Origin of the sequence: Eubacterium sp. LMAG:50 (assembly GCF_008680265.1) — a bacterium.
Lineage (GTDB): Bacteria > Bacillota > Clostridia > Lachnospirales > Lachnospiraceae > Eubacterium_U > Eubacterium_U album.
Map to the genome: position 1 here is coordinate 433,477 of NZ_NALP01000007.1, position 18,112 is coordinate 451,588.

Annotated in this window: 19 protein-coding genes and 1 tRNA gene; 9 read left to right on the forward strand and 11 right to left on the reverse strand. The window is 31.2% G+C overall.

From position 1 onward, the window contains the following. Positions 1-2: 2 nt before the first annotated feature. Genes CCC31_RS07175 through glf form a run of 3 tightly spaced genes read right to left on the reverse strand, consistent with a single transcriptional unit; the run spans position 3 to position 2,613 of the window. On the reverse strand, positions 3-419 hold the full coding sequence (locus tag CCC31_RS07175) for an HIT family protein (protein ID WP_118565770.1): 417 nt from the start codon (positions 417-419) through the stop codon (positions 3-5). Between the two features lie 4 nt (positions 420-423). Continuing rightward, the gene (locus tag CCC31_RS07180) at positions 424-1,503 is read right to left on the reverse strand and encodes a rhomboid family intramembrane serine protease (RefSeq protein WP_290850611.1); all 1,080 of its coding nucleotides are present in this window, start codon (positions 1,501-1,503) and stop codon (positions 424-426) included. A 9-nt stretch (positions 1,504-1,512) separates the two neighbouring features. Beyond that, positions 1,513-2,613, reverse strand: a complete 1,101-nt coding sequence (glf, locus tag CCC31_RS07185; RefSeq protein ID WP_290850613.1) for a UDP-galactopyranose mutase — start codon at positions 2,611-2,613, stop codon at positions 1,513-1,515. Between the two features lie 276 nt (positions 2,614-2,889). Between glf and CCC31_RS07190 the strand changes: the two genes are divergently transcribed. Further along, positions 2,890-3,345 (forward strand): GtrA family protein, encoded by a 456-nt coding sequence (locus CCC31_RS07190; protein ID WP_022088756.1) that lies wholly within the window; start codon positions 2,890-2,892, stop codon positions 3,343-3,345. Between the two features lie 212 nt (positions 3,346-3,557). Here CCC31_RS07190 and CCC31_RS07195 read toward each other — a convergent pair whose 3' ends face one another. Genes CCC31_RS07195 through CCC31_RS07205 form a run of 3 tightly spaced genes read right to left on the reverse strand, consistent with a single transcriptional unit; the run spans position 3,558 to position 5,900 of the window. Continuing rightward, positions 3,558-4,148: a DUF5662 family protein gene (locus CCC31_RS07195; protein WP_022088757.1), complete on the reverse strand. Its 591-nt coding sequence runs from the start codon at positions 4,146-4,148 to the stop codon at positions 3,558-3,560. Continuing rightward, complete coding sequence (locus tag CCC31_RS07200; RefSeq protein WP_022088758.1) at positions 4,148-4,621, reverse strand: hypothetical protein; 474 nt, start codon at positions 4,619-4,621, stop codon at positions 4,148-4,150. The genes CCC31_RS07195 and CCC31_RS07200 overlap by 1 nt, the downstream gene beginning before the upstream one ends. Before the next feature lie 34 nt (positions 4,622-4,655). Next, on the reverse strand, positions 4,656-5,900 hold the full coding sequence (locus CCC31_RS07205) for a glycosyltransferase family 2 protein (RefSeq protein ID WP_022088759.1): 1,245 nt from the start codon (positions 5,898-5,900) through the stop codon (positions 4,656-4,658). Positions 5,901-6,143: 243 nt separating this feature from the next. On the opposite strand from CCC31_RS07205, the gene CCC31_RS07210 reads away from it, so the two are divergent. Continuing rightward, positions 6,144-7,253, forward strand: a complete 1,110-nt coding sequence (locus CCC31_RS07210) for a CapA family protein (protein WP_022088760.1) — start codon at positions 6,144-6,146, stop codon at positions 7,251-7,253. Here the strand turns inward: CCC31_RS07210 and CCC31_RS07215 are convergent. Continuing rightward, complete coding sequence (locus tag CCC31_RS07215) at positions 7,250-8,098, reverse strand: ATP-grasp domain-containing protein (RefSeq protein ID WP_022088761.1); 849 nt, start codon at positions 8,096-8,098, stop codon at positions 7,250-7,252. The genes CCC31_RS07210 and CCC31_RS07215 overlap by 4 nt on opposite strands. Before the next feature lie 28 nt (positions 8,099-8,126). Beyond that, entirely contained in the window at positions 8,127-9,005 is an 879-nt protein-coding gene (locus tag CCC31_RS07220) for a RimK family alpha-L-glutamate ligase (protein ID WP_117910538.1), read from the reverse strand. Positions 9,006-9,385: 380 nt separating this feature from the next. Here CCC31_RS07220 and CCC31_RS07225 point away from each other — a divergent pair, with 380 nt between their 5' ends. Then, positions 9,386-10,114, forward strand: a complete 729-nt coding sequence (locus CCC31_RS07225) for a hypothetical protein (RefSeq protein WP_290850620.1) — start codon at positions 9,386-9,388, stop codon at positions 10,112-10,114. 52 nt (positions 10,115-10,166) lie between these two features. Here the strand turns inward: CCC31_RS07225 and thrH are convergent, their stop codons facing one another. Continuing rightward, positions 10,167-10,766 carry a bifunctional phosphoserine phosphatase/homoserine phosphotransferase ThrH gene (gene thrH / locus CCC31_RS07230; protein WP_118565787.1) on the reverse strand — a complete coding sequence of 200 codons (600 nt, stop codon included), beginning with the start codon at positions 10,764-10,766 and terminating at the stop codon, positions 10,167-10,169. A 797-nt stretch (positions 10,767-11,563) separates the two neighbouring features. Continuing rightward, a tRNA-Lys gene (locus tag CCC31_RS07235) sits at positions 11,564-11,636 on the reverse strand. Between the two features lie 156 nt (positions 11,637-11,792). Between CCC31_RS07235 and CCC31_RS07240 the strand changes: the two genes are divergently transcribed. Beyond that, positions 11,793-13,040, forward strand: a complete 1,248-nt coding sequence (locus CCC31_RS07240; protein WP_022088765.1) for an AI-2E family transporter — start codon at positions 11,793-11,795, stop codon at positions 13,038-13,040. Between the two features lie 127 nt (positions 13,041-13,167). On the opposite strand, the gene trmB is transcribed toward CCC31_RS07240, so the two are convergent. After that, complete coding sequence (gene trmB / locus CCC31_RS07245) at positions 13,168-13,806, reverse strand: tRNA (guanosine(46)-N7)-methyltransferase TrmB (protein WP_117910542.1); 639 nt, start codon at positions 13,804-13,806, stop codon at positions 13,168-13,170. A gap of 192 nt (positions 13,807-13,998) precedes the next feature. Here trmB and CCC31_RS07250 point away from each other — a divergent pair, with 192 nt between their 5' ends. From CCC31_RS07250 to CCC31_RS07270, 5 genes are read left to right on the forward strand one after another with little or no spacing between them, the layout of a single operon-like run. Continuing rightward, a complete protein-coding gene (locus CCC31_RS07250; RefSeq protein ID WP_022088767.1) occupies positions 13,999-14,322 on the forward strand; it encodes a hypothetical protein in 324 nt (107 codons plus the stop codon). 4 nt (positions 14,323-14,326) lie between these two features. Continuing rightward, entirely contained in the window at positions 14,327-15,379 is a 1,053-nt protein-coding gene (locus CCC31_RS07255; RefSeq protein ID WP_022088768.1) for a V-type ATPase subunit, read from the forward strand. Then, entirely contained in the window at positions 15,379-17,313 is a 1,935-nt protein-coding gene (locus CCC31_RS07260; protein WP_290850624.1) for a V-type ATPase 116kDa subunit family protein, read from the forward strand. The genes CCC31_RS07255 and CCC31_RS07260 overlap by 1 nt, the downstream gene beginning before the upstream one ends. Positions 17,314-17,325: 12 nt before the next feature. Further along, entirely contained in the window at positions 17,326-17,751 is a 426-nt protein-coding gene (locus CCC31_RS07265; protein WP_022088770.1) for an ATP synthase subunit C, read from the forward strand. Positions 17,752-17,793: 42 nt separating this feature from the next. Continuing rightward, positions 17,794-18,102: a V-type ATP synthase subunit F gene (locus tag CCC31_RS07270; RefSeq protein ID WP_022088771.1), complete on the forward strand. Its 309-nt coding sequence runs from the start codon at positions 17,794-17,796 to the stop codon at positions 18,100-18,102. Positions 18,103-18,112 lie beyond the last annotated feature (10 nt).

Genomic DNA, 18,112 nt, shown 5'->3' on the forward strand with positions numbered 1-18,112 from the left:
CATTATAATAAATCTTTTGCCTTGCTTATAATTTCATCGACAACAGCCTGGTCAACTTCATTTTGAACCCATTTGATATTTGCTGTATCGCCTTTATATCTTGGAATTATATGCATATGGAAATGGAATACAGTCTGACCTGCAATTTCACCATTATTCTGCAAAATATTAACTCCTTCGCATCCTGTAACTTCTTTTAATACAGTTGCTATTTTTTTAGCGAGTACAAATACTTTTGAAGCTGTTTCTTCTGAAAGTTCAAATACGTTTGCCGCATGCTCTTTTGGCAAAATAAGAACGTGTCCCTTTGTTGCAGGACTGGCATCAAAAATAACTCTAAAATCATCATCTTCATAAAGTGTATTTGTTTCAAATACGCCATTTGCTAATTTGCAAAAAATACAATCATCATTTACCATTGTCTTACACCTCTGTCTTTCTTTTATTTATGCAAAGGATTATTGCAAGCACTGCTCCGGCTATAAATCCACCTATATGTGCTACAAAATCCACTGTTTCCTGAAAACTTCCAAATATAAGAAGGAAAACAACAAATGCTATTCTTCCTATGCTGAATTTTCTTCCATCATCACGATTCATAATCATGAACACAATAAACGCTCCAAATATACCATATATTGCTCCTGAAGCTCCTGCGCTTACCGCATAATCCGCTATATAATAGTGATACACAACAGATGCTATACTTGCACAAAGTCCACTTACTAAGTAAATTCCTGCAAAATGTCTTTTTCCAATTTTAGTTTCCAATTCATTTCCTAAAACAGCCAACATAAACATATTATTAAGTAAGTGCTCTGCTCCAAAATGCAGAAACATAGATGTGAAAAGCCTGTAAAACTGACCATTCATAAGCACATCTTCATAATTGCTTGCGCCTATCTTTATCATATAATCAACATCTTCCGTGTTTCCAAATATTTGAGCAATTATAAATACAATTATATTTATCGCTACCAATAAAATTGTTATTATCGGAATCTTTTTCTTCTGTCTAAAATGGTCTGTTATGTCTACAATTTCTCCATTATTATCTCTTACCTTAACCTCATTCCAGTCATATTCATATTTTCCATCTGAGATGTCAGTCTTTTCAAGTTCACTTTCTACAATACTTCTTAATCCTTCAAAATCATCCGGCTGGTTTTCATAGATTAACAACTTTTTTGTATTTAAATCAGCTATCCAGAATTTCATGCCATGTTGCTGAAACCATTCTACATTTTCTTTTCTATCGGTGATAATTATATAAAACGCTTCAAAGCTTTTTCCACCGGTCAATAGAATTTTATTTTCCACCTCTTTTGTAGATTCCACAACCTCTTCATAATTAAGTGCATTCAATCCCCAATTTTTAACTATGACACAAAATTTTGCTTCGCCATCTTTAAATCTAAACATGCAATCTGCGGTAACAGTATTTCCTGAAATATTTTGATATCCCATTTTCTCTAATGTATGCGTTATTGTATGCTGAATCATAGAAACTCCTTACGCCAATTCTTTCTCCGCGCAATCAAGCGCTGCCTCTATTACCTTATCCATATCATAATATTTGTAATTTCCAAGTCTTCCACCAAAAATTACATTTTCTTCTTTATCTGCCAACTCTTTGTACTGTTCAAATAACTTTCCATTTGTTTCATCATTAATTGGATAATATGGTTCAATTCCCGGCTTCCATTCTGATGAATATTCCTTTGAAATAACCGTCTTTGGCTGATTTCCAAATTCAAAATGCTTGTGTTCAATAATTCTTGTGTAAGGTACTTCTCTTTCTGTATAGTTTACAACTGCATTCCCCTGATAATTATCAGTATCTAAAACTTCTGTTTCAAATCTTACAGTTCTATATTCAAGATGTCCTAATTTGAAATCAAAGTATTCATCAATCATACCTGTATATATTGTTTTTTCAGCAATATCAGGATGTAGTTTTTTAAATTCAAAGTAATCTACTCCAAGTTCTACCTGGCTTCCTTCTAACATTTTTTCAACAATTTCAGTATACCCACCAATAGGGATTCCCTGATATCTGTCGTTAAAATAATTATTGTCATAAATAAATCTAAGCGGAAGTCTCTTTATAATAAATGCCGGTAAATCCTTGCAATCTCTTCCCCACTGCTTTTCAGTGTATCCTTTTATTAATTTTTCATATACATCTGTTCCAACTAATGACAATGCCTGTTCCTCTAAATTCTTAGGCTCACTAATATTCAAATCCGCTTTCTGTTTTTCAATAATGGCCTTAGCTTCAGCCGGTGTTGCAATATTCCACAATTTACTAAATGTGTTCATATTAAATGGCAAATTATATAATTCATCTTTATATCTTGCCACAGGAGAATTTATGTAATTATTAAATTCTGCAAACTCATTAACATAGTTCCATATTTTCTTATTACTTGTATGAAAAATATGTGCACCATATTTATGAACATTAATATCTTCTATCTTTTCGCAATAAATATTTCCGGCAATATGGTTTCTTTTGTCGATTACAAGACACTTCTTCCCTGCCTTAGTTGCTTCATGGGCAAATACTGCTCCAAACAATCCTGCTCCTACTATTAAATAATCAAATTTCATTTTTCTTTCCTTTTCTTTTAATATATTTCTTTCAAATAATACCCTTGTTTGTATACTAATTTCCTAATATTACTTTTTTATTTTAACTCTTTCAAATACTCTTTAAATTTCAAACTCCTAAAGAACAATTATACAGCAGGTTAGGATATTAGTCGACAATTTTATCAGTGCAACTTTCCTATCTATTGAACCGCTGTTGTGCCTATGTTATACTATAAAGGTTGTATTTAGTACATTAGTACATAAACAACATAATACTATATGGAGATTAATATTATGAAAAAATTTTCGGAATTATTTATTAAGTACAAAGAAATTATTATGTACTTAATTATGGGTTTTGCAACTACTTTTATAAGCTGGGTTTCTTATTCAATTTTCACCTTCGTATTCTCAGCGTTCTCCGATGACACAAATGTATTACTTTCAAGTATTGTTTCATGGACAATTGCTGTTATATTTGCATATTTTACAAATAAAATATGGGTTTTTGAAAGTTACAGCTGGAAACCTTCTTTTGTCATTGCTGAATTTGGCAAATTTATTTCCGCTAGAATTTTCACCGGTATAATTGAGGTTTTTGGAACACCTCTCCTTGTAAAATTAGGTGTAAACGGAACAATTTTCGGTATAAAGGGAATGGTTAGCAAAGTTACAATAAGTGTTGTAGTTATTGTCTTAAATTACGTTTTAAGCAAACTTGTAATCTTTAAGAAAGAAGTTGAAAATTAAATACATATAAAAATGAGCATCAAAAGTGTATTTTATAATAATTTGATGGCAGGGTCAAAAGGTCTTTCACCCACTCATGATCAAGCTCATGTGGGCTTAAACCTTTTGACCTTGGCATCACAAATTTAATCTAATACACATTATGGTGCTCTTTTTTTACTCTTTGTTAAGCATTTGATAGCCCATGTTTATTTATTATCTACTTAAAAATGTTAATAATTTCGCAGGCTTCGTTTCAATTTAATATGTTTTTTCTTTTCAATTCTAAATTTTTTCATTTGCTCCCTAATGTAGGCAAATGTAGCATCCTCACCTTCACTGGCAAGCATTTTCAAAAGTTTTTCAATCTCATCCGATGTTTTTGGATGGATTGTTCTTTGACCATGTTTTGCATTAAAGTAATCTATAGGATCAGTTTCCTTATATAAACTTCCATTATAAATCTTACTTGCAGCAACTCTGTCACAAAACATTTCCACTACATAATTATAAGGCATTTCTACCGGATCATTTCTATGAGTAACATTACTATAGTCCATCCAATACTCAAAATGATGTTTATTTCTTCCTTTATGATGTAACCATGCGACAGAATACCCTTTATCAATTCGTTCACCTTCATTAGGGCTTTTTGTACCTGTATAGTATTTAACTCCAGGTATAAATTCTGTTGGTGAATATTTTGACAAGTCATGTCTTAACCCCTGCCAAAGTATCCCTGCTTTCTTACAATGTTTTATAACCATATGCCTATGTTTCGTTATTGTTCTTAAATGTCCAAAAAAATTGTTAACCACGCTCATTATTTAGATTCTCCATCAAGATTAATTTTAGGCAGATTATCGATTGCACTGTTACTACTATTTTCTGACTCTTTATAATCAGAATGTACACCCATAGCCTTCCATTTGCCATTGTATTTTATGCAATCAACTATATACTTCTTTTCATCTCCTGTGCTTGTCATTAATTTTACATTAACTACGCAATAATCTTCTATGGAATTTTTATTATCTACTTCACTTCCATACAGTTCCTTAGCTTTATCCAGATCTCCATGATATTTTACTTCTGCGCCTTTAACCACGAGATCATAATCCATCTCCTTTAAAAGACTCTTTACATAGTTCTTTGCAGCGTTTGTTGGTTTATGAGTACTTAAACTTGTGGTCGACTGAATAACAGCTACCACAGCAATCACTATAATAGCAACTACGATAAGACCTATTAAAACAGTTATTCCATTTTTCTTAGTTTTATCTTTCTTTTTTGACATTTATTCACTCTCTTATTTTTTATTATTTTATATTTTACTTTTTACCTTTTATGGCTTTCTTTATTAAGCCTGGTAAATAAGTAATTGCTTTTCCAATTTTAAAACTCGTACTATTTTCAATTTCTGCAATTCTAGCTTTGAGTCTTGAAACCTGAGCTTTCAAATTTTCTTTTGCAATCTTTAATTTTTCATTCTTTTCCCTTAGTCTGTCATTTTTATCTTTAAGTCTGTCATTTTTCAATCTTAGCTGATATCTTGAATTCTTTAATTTTCTAACTTCATTTATTGCCCCCTGATACTCGCACACCATAAATTCTATTGCTGTACTTTCCTTCATTCTCTGATATCTGTTATAATCTTTTTCATTATAATAAAACTCTTTATCTTCAGGATAATTCCATTCCTTAAACACTTCATTTTTATACTTATTGTAAAGTACTTCATATGATTCAAATTTAGTCTGAACACTTAAGAAATAAAAGCATGCACGCATTGCCTTGTTAAGAAAACTCTGTCTTACTTTATCAAATCCTGCTTCATCTTTAATTCTATCATAAGTTTTTTTATAAGCCTCATATACACATAATGGGGTCTTAGAATTTCCACCAATAAGGCTTGTTGATAAATTAATTCTATACTGAATTACGCTTTCTTTAATGTAAGTAAATGTGTTTGCATAGAAAAAAGCTGTCATTACAAAATAGTTATCATTCGCCCTTTGTATCTGCTGAAATTCAAGATTATTATCAGTAATTAATTCCCTTTTAAACATTTTATTCCATGGAACATTTGTTGAAAAATTAAACAATACATCTTCAACATCCTCTTTAAAAAACGGAGTTTTTTCAGGAATCATATCATATTTAATGTATACATTATTCTTCAAAATCTTGCTGGTTTCATTATCATAGTAATCAGCCGGGCAAATACATATATCCGCATCGTCTTCTACTATTTTGTCATACATTTTTTCCAACGCTTCCGGAAGAAAAATATCATCTGCATCCCAAAATACTAAATATTTTCCTGATGATTCTCTGAATCCGTAATTTCTTGCAGCACCTGCAAAACTGTTTTGCTGATGCAATACTTTAACTCTATCATCTGTCTTACTTATTTCTTCAAGAATCTCTCTTGTTTTGTCAGTAGAACCATCATCTACAAATATTATTTCTATATCTTTAAGAGATTGTCCTAAAATATATTCTGCAGTCTGTCTAATAAAGGCTTCTGAATTATACACCGGCACAATTACCGATACTTTAACTTCTTTTTCCATTTCGTTATCCCTCCGTTTGAAATGATTTTTATCATTCGTGATTATAGCACACAGGCTATCTTTTGTCATTAAAACGAATATTTCTTAAGGAAATGTTAAGTTGTAAAATAATATGTATTCGTTTATATTTAACGTGTAAACATAAAATTTAAAATAAAATATAATACTATCGTTTTCATTTGTTCAAAATCAGAAGATTTTAATATGTTATATTTTATTTTACACTATAAATACGGAGGATTTATGAATAAAAAGCAATTTATTTTAGGTTGTGCACTTTCAATATTAATTATTGTTGCAGTAATATCTGGCACTGTAAAATTACTGGAACCTAAACATACAGAACCTGCTTATAGCACTGATGTTTCCAATGAACCTTCTAATAATTTAGCCGAATCTACTACTGAAGAGCCAACAACAACCAATACTTTTACAATTGATTTAAGTTTTATTGGAGATTGTCTTTGCGCAACAGATGAAAATACATATTATGCAAATTGTTTTAATGACGTTGCTGATGAAAAGAAGCCTAAATATTTTCTTTCTAAAGTCAGTAACATTTTCCTTAATGACGATTTTACAATGGCTGATTGCGAAAATGTTTATTCAGATAGCAAGAATTTAAAAGTACGTGATAAGGGACAATATGCTGACCCCGGAATGAGAGCTTTTTGGTTTAAATCTGCTGCAAAAAATGCCGCAATTCTTTCTGCCGGCGGAATTGACGGTGTTTCGATTTCAAATAATCACATTAATGACTATGGCGAGCAGGGACATTCTGATACTAAGGCCGCACTTGATGCAGCCAATGTAAAATGGGGCGAAGAAGGCTCTAATATTTATTTTTCAAAAAATGGATTTAATATTGCAATTCTTTGTGTATCTATGTACAACTCTTACGCTGTAGATTCAATTAAAGAACTGCTTACAGAAGCATCAGAAAATTCTGATTACCAGATTATATATTTTCACGGAGGAGAAGAAGCTATACATGTACCTGAATCATGGAAAAAACAGGCCTGCCACGATTTAATCAATGCCGGAGCTGATTTGATAATGGGCGACCATCCTCACGTGTTGCAGCCAATGGAAAAATATAAAGGAGTTACAATTATTTACTCTCTTGGTAATTTTATTTTCGGTGGTAACAGGCATCCTGAAAACAGGACAATTATTTACACACATAAGCTTACAATAACCGATGGAGTTTTATCTAATCAGTCCGGTAAAATTATTCCCTGTTATGTATACACAGGCGACACAAATAACTGGCAGCCTGACATTATAACTAATAAGGCACAAAAGAAAAAAGTTATTAAATTTATGAAAGGAAAAGCTGATTTGCCATATTAATTTTTGGCAATGCATGACTTCTTTAATTCTTTCATCATATATTCAACCTGCATTTTTACGATATCTATATCAGATATGCTATATAACATTCTGGCACCGGCTGCATCTTCTATTTCATTAAATGCAGCCTGCCCATTGTTAAATATAAAATCTATTGCAGCAAAATCCATTGGTAACATTTGTGTAATTGTGTCTACATATTTTCTTTCAGTCTCATTTAAATCATATAAAGAAACATTTCCGCCCAGGCTATAATTACTTTTAAAGCTTTTTTCTGAGGTTCTTAAAACTGCTGCCACCACTTTATTCCCTATTATATATACTCTTACATCTTTTCCTAAATCTGTACAGCATTGTTGTTTTACAAATTTATCATTTTCAATTTTTTTAATTGCAATCTCTTCATCGTCATTTGAATTAATCATAAATACCTGACTTCCACCATGACCACTACAACTTTTTAACACATAAGGATATGAAATCAAATTGTTATTAACATTTACACCACTTATTAACATTAGTTTTTCATATTCCGTTGGCATAAATGGTACTTTTCCCTTTAGAAATTTATATGTTAAGCCTTTATTGTTTGCAATTCTTGTTACTTCAGACGAATTGAATACCCTGATTCCGATTTTTTCATACTCTTTTGAAATTATATAATCCCTGCTTCTGTTTATTACAAAATCAGGTTTTCCTAACTCCATTTTATGTTCTTTATAAATTTTATCTGTCAGTACTAGTTTTATATCTACACCAAAATCTGCAAAGGCTTCTTTATGCATTTCAACATACATTTTATTTTTCTGTGCATCGTTTTTTTCATAAATCATGTAACCTGTCATAATTAACAACTCCAAACCAGACTTTGTATTATAATTTGCACTTATCTATAACATATTCAATAATTGCATCAGCAACATTTATGCCTGTGCAATCACATATATTCTTAAAGTGTGCATTGGAATTCACTTCGCAAAAAATCGGTTCATCATTTTCTCCAAACATCAAATCAACTCCTGCAAAATCTAATCCTAGTGCCCTGCACACGTTTAATGCCATATCCTGTTGTTTTTGTGTTGGATTATACTGTTCCATTTTTCCACCATTGGTTATATTCGCTCTAAAGTCATCCTCGTTTAAACGCTTCATTGTCGCGACTACTTTATTTCCAACTACATTTAATCTCAAATCCTTACCTACTGAACTTTTTACAAATTCCTGCATTATGAATTCATTTCCATCTATTTTTTTTATTGTATCTATGGCTTCCTGATGATTGTTAACTTTATACACCTGTGCTCCAAACGAGCCTTTATTTGCTTTTATTATGAACGGAAATCCTAGGCTTCCTTCAACCTGCATTAAAAATGCATAATCTGAATATTCTTTTTCAAATGTCATTGGTGACATGAATGTTTTTGGCATCTTTATCTCTTCATTTTTTAAAGCAATAAATGTTAATGCTTTATCGTCGCAAACCTCAATTGCCCTTGCATTATTGAATACTTTTAATCCTGTTTTTTCCAATAATCTTGCTAATTTGTAATCCTTATCCCAAAATATTACAAAATCCGGCTTGTTATTCCAATCTACTTTCCCACTTTCTATTCCAAGAATTGATAGCAACCTGTCATTAGTCATTATTTTCAATTCACAATTCTGTTTTTTTGCTGCAATTACAAGCCATTGGTATATTTCATTAAATTTATCACTATTTAAATATCCGTTAACTACAAGCCATCCCTTCATTTTGTCCACCACCTCTTAATTATAATTTTGTACTATTATGCCTTTTTTTCTTATAAACGTAAAGAACGGTTAGGGCCCCCTTGCCTTAACCGTTCCGGACTGAAAAATATGTTAGTATACTTATGAACCCTAGGAGTGGTTCTATTTTACGATTCTTCGTAAAATCAAGTATTAGGTACTACGTGTTAAATTATATCAAATTTCTAAAATATATAAAGTATATTTTCAATGTTTTTATTGATATTTATTAATATTTTTCTTTTATTAAGCGATTTTATGTATATTTTTGTAAATAATCATGTGAGATATTAATTTTCTATTGTGATTTTTTAATTTATTTACTATTATTAAAATAGATTTTTTTACTTGAGGAGGGTTTTATGTCCGATAATAATAACAACGATAATAAATATTCAGATGTTTCATCTGACAATATTTCAACAAACAATTCTAACAATAACACTTCTTCTAACAAGCATATTGCTGAAATTATTACTATTGCACTTTTAGCTATAGTTTTAATTTTCTTTGTTGTTCAATGTTCCCGAAATAAAAACGAGTCATCATCAACTTCAGGAACAATCGCTGCAAGTTCAAGTTACTCCGGCACTACTGTTCCACCTGTTGTTGTTCAGAATGAAAGCGGTGACCAGACAGAAATTGCGGATTCAGAAATTAATTTTAGAAACATTAGTTTTGCATCATCCATGGATGAAATCAAAGCATTAGAGAGTAAGTCCGATGATACTTTAGATAATCCAGATGATTCATCATCAGCTGATGGATATACTTATCTTACATATTCATTTAATGGTAAAAATGACCCTACAGCATTCGGAACTGTAGCTAATGTTTCCGACGCTTCCGCATCTTTAGTTTATGTATTTAAAGATAACAAACTTATAGAAGTTCGCTGGCAATATGGAAAGTTAGATGCTTCAGCTTATGATTCAATTATCGCTGATGCTTCTTCCCAATTTGGTCCTGCTACTTACAGCAGAGAATATTCAAATGGATACAAAGAATCCTGGTGGAGAACTAAAGATGTATTAATTTCATTTTTGTATCAGGACTCAGGAATTTCAATTTACTATAAATCTTTTAACTAAATATTATATAGACAAACAAAAACCACATCAAATTGATGTGGTTTTTGTTTGTCTATAATGCCTTCTTAATTGCATCCATTAATTCATCATATGTTTCAAATGCAGGAAGTTCAGGATATTCTTTCTTTATTTCCTCTGTACTTCTAAATAAAAATCCCGCTTTACTTGCTTTAATCATTCCAAGGTCGTTGTGACTGTCACCGCTGGCAATTGTCTGATATCCGATTGACTGTAACGCTTTAACTGTTGTAAGTTTTGAATTTTCAATTCTCATCTTAAATCCTGTGATTTCACCATCTTCAGCAACTTCTAATGAATTACAGAAAATTGTAGGATATCCTAATTTTTTCATTAAAGGACCTGCAAACTGTGTAAATGTATCACTTATAATAATTACCTGAGTCATTGCTCTAAGTTCATCTAAAAATTCCTTAGCACCTGGCATAGGATCAATCTTTGCAATTGTATCCTGTATTTCTTTAAGACCTAATCCATGTTCTTTAAGAATGTTAATTCTATATTTCATAAGTTTATCGTAATCAGGCTCATCTCTTGTTGTTCTCTTAAGTTCAGGAATTCCTGTCTCCTCTGCAAATGCAATCCATATTTCAGGAACTAAAACTCCCTCTAAATCCAAACAAACAATGTTCATATCCATAATTTTATCCTCCAATTATTTTACTCAATTTTTTATTATAACAAATTCAACTTCAATTGTACATTTTGAAGTTATTTTTTTATTTAAACCCTCCCATAACTTAATTGACATGCCATTTTTGCAGTATTATCATATAAATTTATTTAAATATTATATATTTTAATATACATATAAATTTATGAAACGTATAAAAATAGTGTTTTAGGAAGTGATTTTTACCCTTATGGCAGAAAAAAACTTACAAACTACCTTAAATTAAAGTATCTCTGCTCTAGAACAGGAACGTCAATTTTTAGAAGTTCTTTGCAGAGACTATACTTCTGTGTATTACGCTGATTTATTAAATACGGATACGGATTAGGACTTTCTATTGGTAAGGAATTAGTTAATCTAATGAATGGAAGTATTGATGTCAGAATGAATGATTATATGTCTAAACCGATTGCTATCAATAAATTGCTGGGTATTCTTGCTAAGTATGGGAGAATCTGATGCGGCATTCGCTTCTTTTCTAACGCAATGAGTCCACATACAGTTCCATTCCGCTTCGCTACATCTCACTGATGCGGCATTCGTCTCTTCTTAATCGCAATGAGTCCACATACAGTTCCATTCCGCTTCGCTATATCTCACTGATGCGGCATTCGCCGCATCACCAAAAAAGGAACAGGTTCTTTCTGAAAGCAAGCTTTCTCTAGAACCTGTTCCTTTTTTGGTGTATGTGGACTCATTGCTTACGCACAAAAAAAGCACCATCCCCGTAGTTGCACTACAGAAACGGTACCCGCAAATGCGCGATCAGGGGCTCGAACCCTGGACACCCTGATTAAGAGTCAGGTGCTCTTCCAACTGAGCTAATCGCGCTTAGTATTTTTGACAACGATGATATTATAATTCATGATTATACAAAAATCAACCCCTTTTTTTTATTTTTTTATTATTATCTTCTTGTATTGATTATTTGTTACTGTTATACTTCAATTAATTGTTATTTTCAGTTTAAATATATGGAGGTTTCCTATGAATCAAAATAAATTTCAACCCGACAAAAAATTATTTACCCTATGCATCTATGCTCTTATTACTACAGTTGTAGCAGTATTTTTTATAAGATGTATTTGGAACTGGTCAGAAACTAAAAGTCTTCTTTTGGGTCTTTTATCCAGCCTCTCTCCATTTTTACTTGGTTTCTTTATTGCATACATAATGGGTAACCTTTCATCAAAGTTGGAGAATCGTTTTTTTACAAACACAATTCATATATCTAATGTTAAGGTACGTAAAATGGTTGCTTTAATATCCTCATACGTTATTGTTTTTGGTATGTTGATTTTAGCACTATTCTTTATTATACCTTCATTTATACAAAGTATTTCTGATATTGCTGGAAATATTTCTACAATATATCAGAATTTTATTAATTATATAGAAGAAATAAGTTCGAAATATCCTAACTCAACTGTCGAATATGTTCAGGCTGCAATTCAGGATGCCATGCCTAGCTACTTAGAAACATTTAAATCATGGGCTGCCAATTTAGCTCCTTCAATTGCCAATGCTTCCATTTCAATTGTTAGATGGGTATTAAATTTTATTGTTGCAATTATTGTTTCTATTTATATGTTACTTGATAAGGATATTCTTTCAAGAAGCTTTAAACGTATTGTTTATTCAATTTTTAGAAAAGAACGTGCAATCTATGTATGGAGCACTTTTAAGCATGCAAATGACATTTTCAGTGGATTTATTATTGGTAAAACTATTGATTCATTAATCATTGGTATAATATGCCTTTTAGGTATGAAGTTGTTTAATATTGGTTCATCATATGCAGTTATTGTTAGTATATTTGTTGGTCTTACAAATATGATTCCATATTTTGGTCCATTTATTGGTGCTATACCTAGCATTTTAGTGATATCCTTATCAGTGTCACCTAAGCAGGGACTCGCTTTCTTAATTTTTGTTATAATTTTACAACAGTTTGACGGAAATATTCTTGGTCCAAAGATTTTAGGTGACAAAACTGGTCTTCGCCCTATTTGGATTATTTTTGCAATTACAGTCGGAGGATGGATTGGTGGAATTGTCGGAATGTTTTTAGGCGTTCCTTGTGTTGCTGTTATTTCAAGCATTCTTGACGATATTGTTGAGCACAACTTAGAAAAGCAAAATGTTAATCTTCCTAAAATAAAGCATGAATCTAATTCAAAGAGTTTTACTGATTATTTAAAAATTATTTCGGACTTTATGAAGGTAAAAAAATAAGCATTTAATAACTTTTTAAATATTAAATCTTTAGCAAACTAATTTAAAAAGCTAAGCATTTTATAATGTATTTATACATAATCTAATTTTATTAAATACATTATTGACGCTTAGCTTTTTATTTTTATTATCTGTTTGCAATTAATTTATTAATATTATTACCCATTTTTGAAAATCTTTCTTCATACTCGGTCATAATATTCCCTTCATTCATTTTTTCATTGTTGTGTAAATCTCTTGTATATTCCACTATATTCCATCCTGCTTCAGGAATCTGTTCCAATGAAAAATCAAACAAATCATTATTATCTGTCTTAAATTCAACTACTCCATCTTTTTTTAATATATTGTCATATCTTTTGAAAAATTCTTTTGATGTAAGTCTTCTTTTTGCATGTCTGTCTTTTGGCCATGGATCGGAAAAATTTAAGTAAATTTTATCAATTTCTTCCTTATTAAATGTGTCTTCGATTTTTTCAGCATCCATTCTTATAAATTTTAAATTTGTAAGTTCTAATTCTTCCATTTTTTCTATTGCACGAATTAAAACACTTGAGAACTTTTCTATTCCAATGTAATTAATATCTGGATTCTGCTGCGCTAATGTTGTAATGAATTTACCTTTTCCCATTCCTATTTCAATTCTTATAGGATTATCATTTCCAAAAATTTCTTTCCATTTTCCTTTATTTAATTCTGGTTCATTAATTGTATATTCACTTTCTGCAATTGCTTCTCGTGAACCCGGTACATTTCTTAATCGCATTTTATCCTCCGAAAATTTAATTTTATAATTTACTTTTTCACTTAACTTATAATATTTTATAATAAAATGTTTATAAAATAAATAAACATTTTTCTTTTCTTAAGAATTTTTCTTTTTGTTGCATTTTATTTAAAAAGTGGTAGTCTATTTATGAGAATTTTATACATACTAATTAAACAAAGGAGGCTGCATATGGTAAATGATATTAATTCAATCATATCGGATTTAACTAAAATCGACAAAGCTTCTTCTCAGATTATGGAGAGCACCCGTAAGGAAAAAGAAGCTTACGCAAGCATGATTAAGCAAAAGACTAAAGAATTCGATGAACAACTTTCCAGCAGCATCGACAAGCAGGTAAACCAATTAAAAGAATCTTTACTTGTTGAAAATGAGCACGCTATTGATGACTTCAAGAAGGAAACAGAAGCCTCATTAAAAACTTTAGATTCTATGTACACTGCTAACAAAGATTTATGGATTGAGTCCATATTTAACCATATTGTAAAGGAGTGATTCTATGACAGGTGGAAATTTATTAGCTTACAGTGCTTTGACAACTAAAATCAAAGCCATGCATAGTAAATTACTAACAAACGAACAATACGAAGAACTTGCTCACTTTACTACTGTGGCAGATGCATTTGCATATCTGCAAAAGCTTCCTTATTATGAAGAACTTTTTGCAGATATTGACCCTTCTACAATTCACCGTGGACAGATTGAATGGTTACTTAATTTTTCAACATATTCTGATTTTTCTAAGATTTATTGTTTTGCTCAGAAAAGGCAGCGTAAATATCTCAATCTTTATTTTATGAGATATGAAATTCAGACGCTTAAAAGATATATGAGGGCAATGCTTGATCCTAGACAATCTACTTCTATTTCTGTAATCGAGAATGATTTTGAGAAGCATTCAAAGATTGACACTCAGAAGCTTTCCCAGACTACAACTATGGAAGAATTTATAAATTGTTTAAAGGGTACTATTTATTATGCACCACTTCTTAAGGTCAGCACTTTAGATAACGCTGCACTATTTGACTATGAAATGGGATTGGATTTATTCTATTTTGCTTCTATATGGAAAGCAAAAGATTCCTATTCTAAAAAAGAATGTGCATATATTACCGAATCATACGGTTCACGTATTGATCTTCTGAATATGTTATGGATTTACAGATGCAAATCTTACTATTCAGTTTCATCAGCTTCAATTTATACTTTTTTAATTCCTGTAAATTATAAATTAAAAAAATCAGAAATAAAAAATATAGTTGAAGCACCAACTATTGAGGATACTATTTCTTTAATATCAAAAACCAGATATGGAAAACACTTTGATTTCACAAGCAAAATGCCTTTTGAAGAGCAGTGTAATCATATTATGGATGAAATAATTTTTAAAGATTTTAAAGAATCTCCTTATTCATTAGCTGCAATAAACGGATATTTTCATATGAAAAACTCTGAATCAGCTAAAATTATTACTGCTCTTGAATGTATTCGTTATCAATACAGTCCGGAGAAGACATTACAATATATAAATGGAAAGGGGAGTGGTATCTAGTGATTGTACAAATGAGTTTTGTAACTCTTGCCGGACCTAAATCAGATATCGACAGAGTTATTGATACGTATTTATCAAAATACGAGATACAACTTGAAAATGCATTAGTAGAACTTAACTCATCAGGAAATTTACTTCCATACGTTGAAGCTAATCCATACAAAGATATTTTAGATAAGAGTCACGCTTTACTTGAATTAATGGATGAAAGCATTGCTAATTCTCCATTAACCGATATGAGTGTTGAAGAAGCTACTAATGTAATAAATAACATCGATGACCAAATCAAAGATTTAAAAGAAGAAATTAATACTCTCAATATAAGAAAAGATAAATTAAATGAAGATTATGATTGTATTTCTCCTTTTAAAAATTTAGAGTACGACTTAAAACAGGTTTTGGGAATGAATTACATCAAATACCGTTTTGGTCGTGTTCCTAGAGATATGTGGGACAGTTTCCAAACATTTATTAATCCTGATCTTGACGCTGTTTTTATTGATTGTCTTGTTGACAATGATTTTATATGGGGTGTTTATTTTGCTCCTGAAATATCAATAAAAAAAGTTGATGAATCATTTGAAGCTTTACATTTTGAACAGGTTAAAATTCCTGATAATTATTCAGGTACTCCTGCTCAGGCATGTATGAATATTGCAAAGTCAATTTCAGAAATTGATGAAAAAATAAGAACTGTAGAAAGTAGAATTTCAACTTTAGTTCAGGTAAATAAATCTCATGTTTTATCTGCCTGCAACAGAATAGAAATTGCATATGGAAATTTTGATGTAAGAAAACTTGCAGCATGTACACGTGATTCTAACATAGTTTTCCATATTCTTTGTGGATGGATGGCAACAAAGGATGCTCTTTCACTTCAGGCCGAGACAGAAAATGATCCTAATGTTGTTTGTATGATTGATAATAAAACTGATGAATCAAAGGTTCCACCTACAAAATTAAAAAATCCTAAATTTGCAAAACCATTTGAAATGTACGTTAAAATGTACGGTTTACCAAAATACGGCGAATTTGATCCTACTATTTTTGTAGCAATAACTTATTCACTTCTTTTTGGTGCAATGTTTGGTGATTTAGGACAGGGATTATGCATATTTGCCATAGGCTTAATTGTATACCTGATAAAGAAGATTCCTTTAGCCGCTATTTTATCAGCAGCAGGATTTACTTCCGCCATATTTGGATTATTATACGGAAGTATATTTGGATTTGAGGGTGTAATTCCTCAAATATGGGTTAATCCAAGAACAAGTAAAATGAATTTGCCTATAGTTGGTTCATTTAACACAGTTTTTGTAGCTGCCATATTATTTGGTGTATTCTTAATACTCATAACAATGATTATTAATATGGTAAATGCTTTCAAAAATAAAAAATATGCAGATTTACTTATAGGACCTAACGGTCTTACAGGTCTTATATTTTATGCATCGTTAATGGCTGTAGTTATTTTATACATGTCAGGACATTCTCTTCCAGGAACTATCGTTCTTGTAATAATGTTCGTCATTCCATTAATTCTAATTGCATTAAAGACACCTATAGTAAATCTTGTACAAAAGAACAAAAAGTTATTTCCTGAATCAGCAGCAATGTATTTTGTTGAAGGATTCTTTGAACTTTTTGAGATGTTGTTAAACTATTTTTCAAATACATTATCATTCCTTCGTGTCGGTGCGTTTGCAATCAGCCACGGTGCCATGATGGAAGTAGTTTTAACATTAGCAGGAGCTACAGACGGAGGTTCACCAAATATCTTAGTTTTAATTCTTGGTAACATTTTCGTATGTGGTATGGAAGGCCTTGTTGTAGCAATTCAGGGATTGCGTCTTGAATACTATGAATTATTTGGCCGTTTTTATTCAGGTTCCGGTAAGGAATTTAAACCTTATTCAAAAAATATTAAACACTAGGAGGACAAAAATATGTTATTAAAAGTCACATTATTTATCGCATTAACTTTATCAATTATCGTACCTATGGTAGCTTACTTTGTTGGTGAAAAGAGCAGAGGCCGCTTTAAAAAATCATTAGCAATAAACGTTGTTGGATTTTTCGGTTTATTAGTTTTATCAACTGTTGTTATGTTTGCTCAGACAGCAAGTGCTGCTGAAACAACTACTGCCGGCTTATCATTAGGTTCAGGTCTTGGATACATCGCAGCTGCATTAGCAGTTGGTAGCTCAGGTATTGGTGGTGGTATCGCAGTAGCAAGTGCATCAAGTGCTGCTCTTGGAGCAATTAGTGAAGATGGAAGCGTATTTGGTAAAGCACTTATCTTTGCAGGTCTTGCAGAAGGTATTGCTCTTTACGGATTAATTATCGCATTCATGATTTTAGGTGCATTATAAATCATACAACTTTAACACTTACACAGATAGGAGGAACAAATTATGAGAATGTTTCTCATTAGTGATAACGTGGACACTCTTACAGGAATGCGTCTTGCAGGAATTGATGGAGTTGTTGTTCACGAAAAGCAGGAAATTAAGCAGGCTTTAGACGAAGTTCTTTCTCAAAAAGATATTGGAATTATCTTAATGACAGAAAAGCTTGGAAAAGAAATTCCTGAGATTGTTGATGATATTAAATTAAACCGTACGTTTCCTTTGTTGCTGGAAATTCCTGACCGCCACGGTTCAGGCCGTCGTCCGGATTTCATTACAGCATATATTAATGAAGCTATCGGAATAAAAATATAGAAAGTGTGGG

Excerpts from the sequence above, each read along its gene's own strand:
- CCC31_RS07175 (WP_118565770.1), bottom strand. The coding sequence starts at position 419 with ATGGTAAATGATGATTGTATTTTTTGCAAATTAGCAAATGGCGTATTT.
- CCC31_RS07180 (WP_290850611.1), bottom strand. The coding sequence starts at position 1,503 with ATGATTCAGCATACAATAACGCATACATTAGAGAAAATGGGATATCAA.
- glf (WP_290850613.1), bottom strand. The coding sequence starts at position 2,613 with ATGAAATTTGATTATTTAATAGTAGGAGCAGGATTGTTTGGAGCAGTA.
- CCC31_RS07190 (WP_022088756.1), top strand. The coding sequence starts at position 2,890 with ATGAAAAAATTTTCGGAATTATTTATTAAGTACAAAGAAATTATTATG.
- CCC31_RS07195 (WP_022088757.1), bottom strand. The coding sequence starts at position 4,148 with ATGAGCGTGGTTAACAATTTTTTTGGACATTTAAGAACAATAACGAAA.
- CCC31_RS07200 (WP_022088758.1), bottom strand. The coding sequence starts at position 4,621 with ATGTCAAAAAAGAAAGATAAAACTAAGAAAAATGGAATAACTGTTTTA.
- CCC31_RS07205 (WP_022088759.1), bottom strand. The coding sequence starts at position 5,900 with ATGGAAAAAGAAGTTAAAGTATCGGTAATTGTGCCGGTGTATAATTCA.
- CCC31_RS07210 (WP_022088760.1), top strand. The coding sequence starts at position 6,144 with ATGAATAAAAAGCAATTTATTTTAGGTTGTGCACTTTCAATATTAATT.
- CCC31_RS07215 (WP_022088761.1), bottom strand. The coding sequence starts at position 8,098 with ATGACAGGTTACATGATTTATGAAAAAAACGATGCACAGAAAAATAAA.
- CCC31_RS07220 (WP_117910538.1), bottom strand. The coding sequence starts at position 9,005 with ATGAAGGGATGGCTTGTAGTTAACGGATATTTAAATAGTGATAAATTT.
- CCC31_RS07225 (WP_290850620.1), top strand. The coding sequence starts at position 9,386 with ATGTCCGATAATAATAACAACGATAATAAATATTCAGATGTTTCATCT.
- thrH (WP_118565787.1), bottom strand. The coding sequence starts at position 10,766 with ATGAACATTGTTTGTTTGGATTTAGAGGGAGTTTTAGTTCCTGAAATA.
- CCC31_RS07240 (WP_022088765.1), top strand. The coding sequence starts at position 11,793 with ATGAATCAAAATAAATTTCAACCCGACAAAAAATTATTTACCCTATGC.
- trmB (WP_117910542.1), bottom strand. The coding sequence starts at position 13,806 with ATGCGATTAAGAAATGTACCGGGTTCACGAGAAGCAATTGCAGAAAGT.
- CCC31_RS07250 (WP_022088767.1), top strand. The coding sequence starts at position 13,999 with ATGGTAAATGATATTAATTCAATCATATCGGATTTAACTAAAATCGAC.
- CCC31_RS07255 (WP_022088768.1), top strand. The coding sequence starts at position 14,327 with ATGACAGGTGGAAATTTATTAGCTTACAGTGCTTTGACAACTAAAATC.
- CCC31_RS07265 (WP_022088770.1), top strand. The coding sequence starts at position 17,326 with ATGTTATTAAAAGTCACATTATTTATCGCATTAACTTTATCAATTATC.
- CCC31_RS07270 (WP_022088771.1), top strand. The coding sequence starts at position 17,794 with ATGAGAATGTTTCTCATTAGTGATAACGTGGACACTCTTACAGGAATG.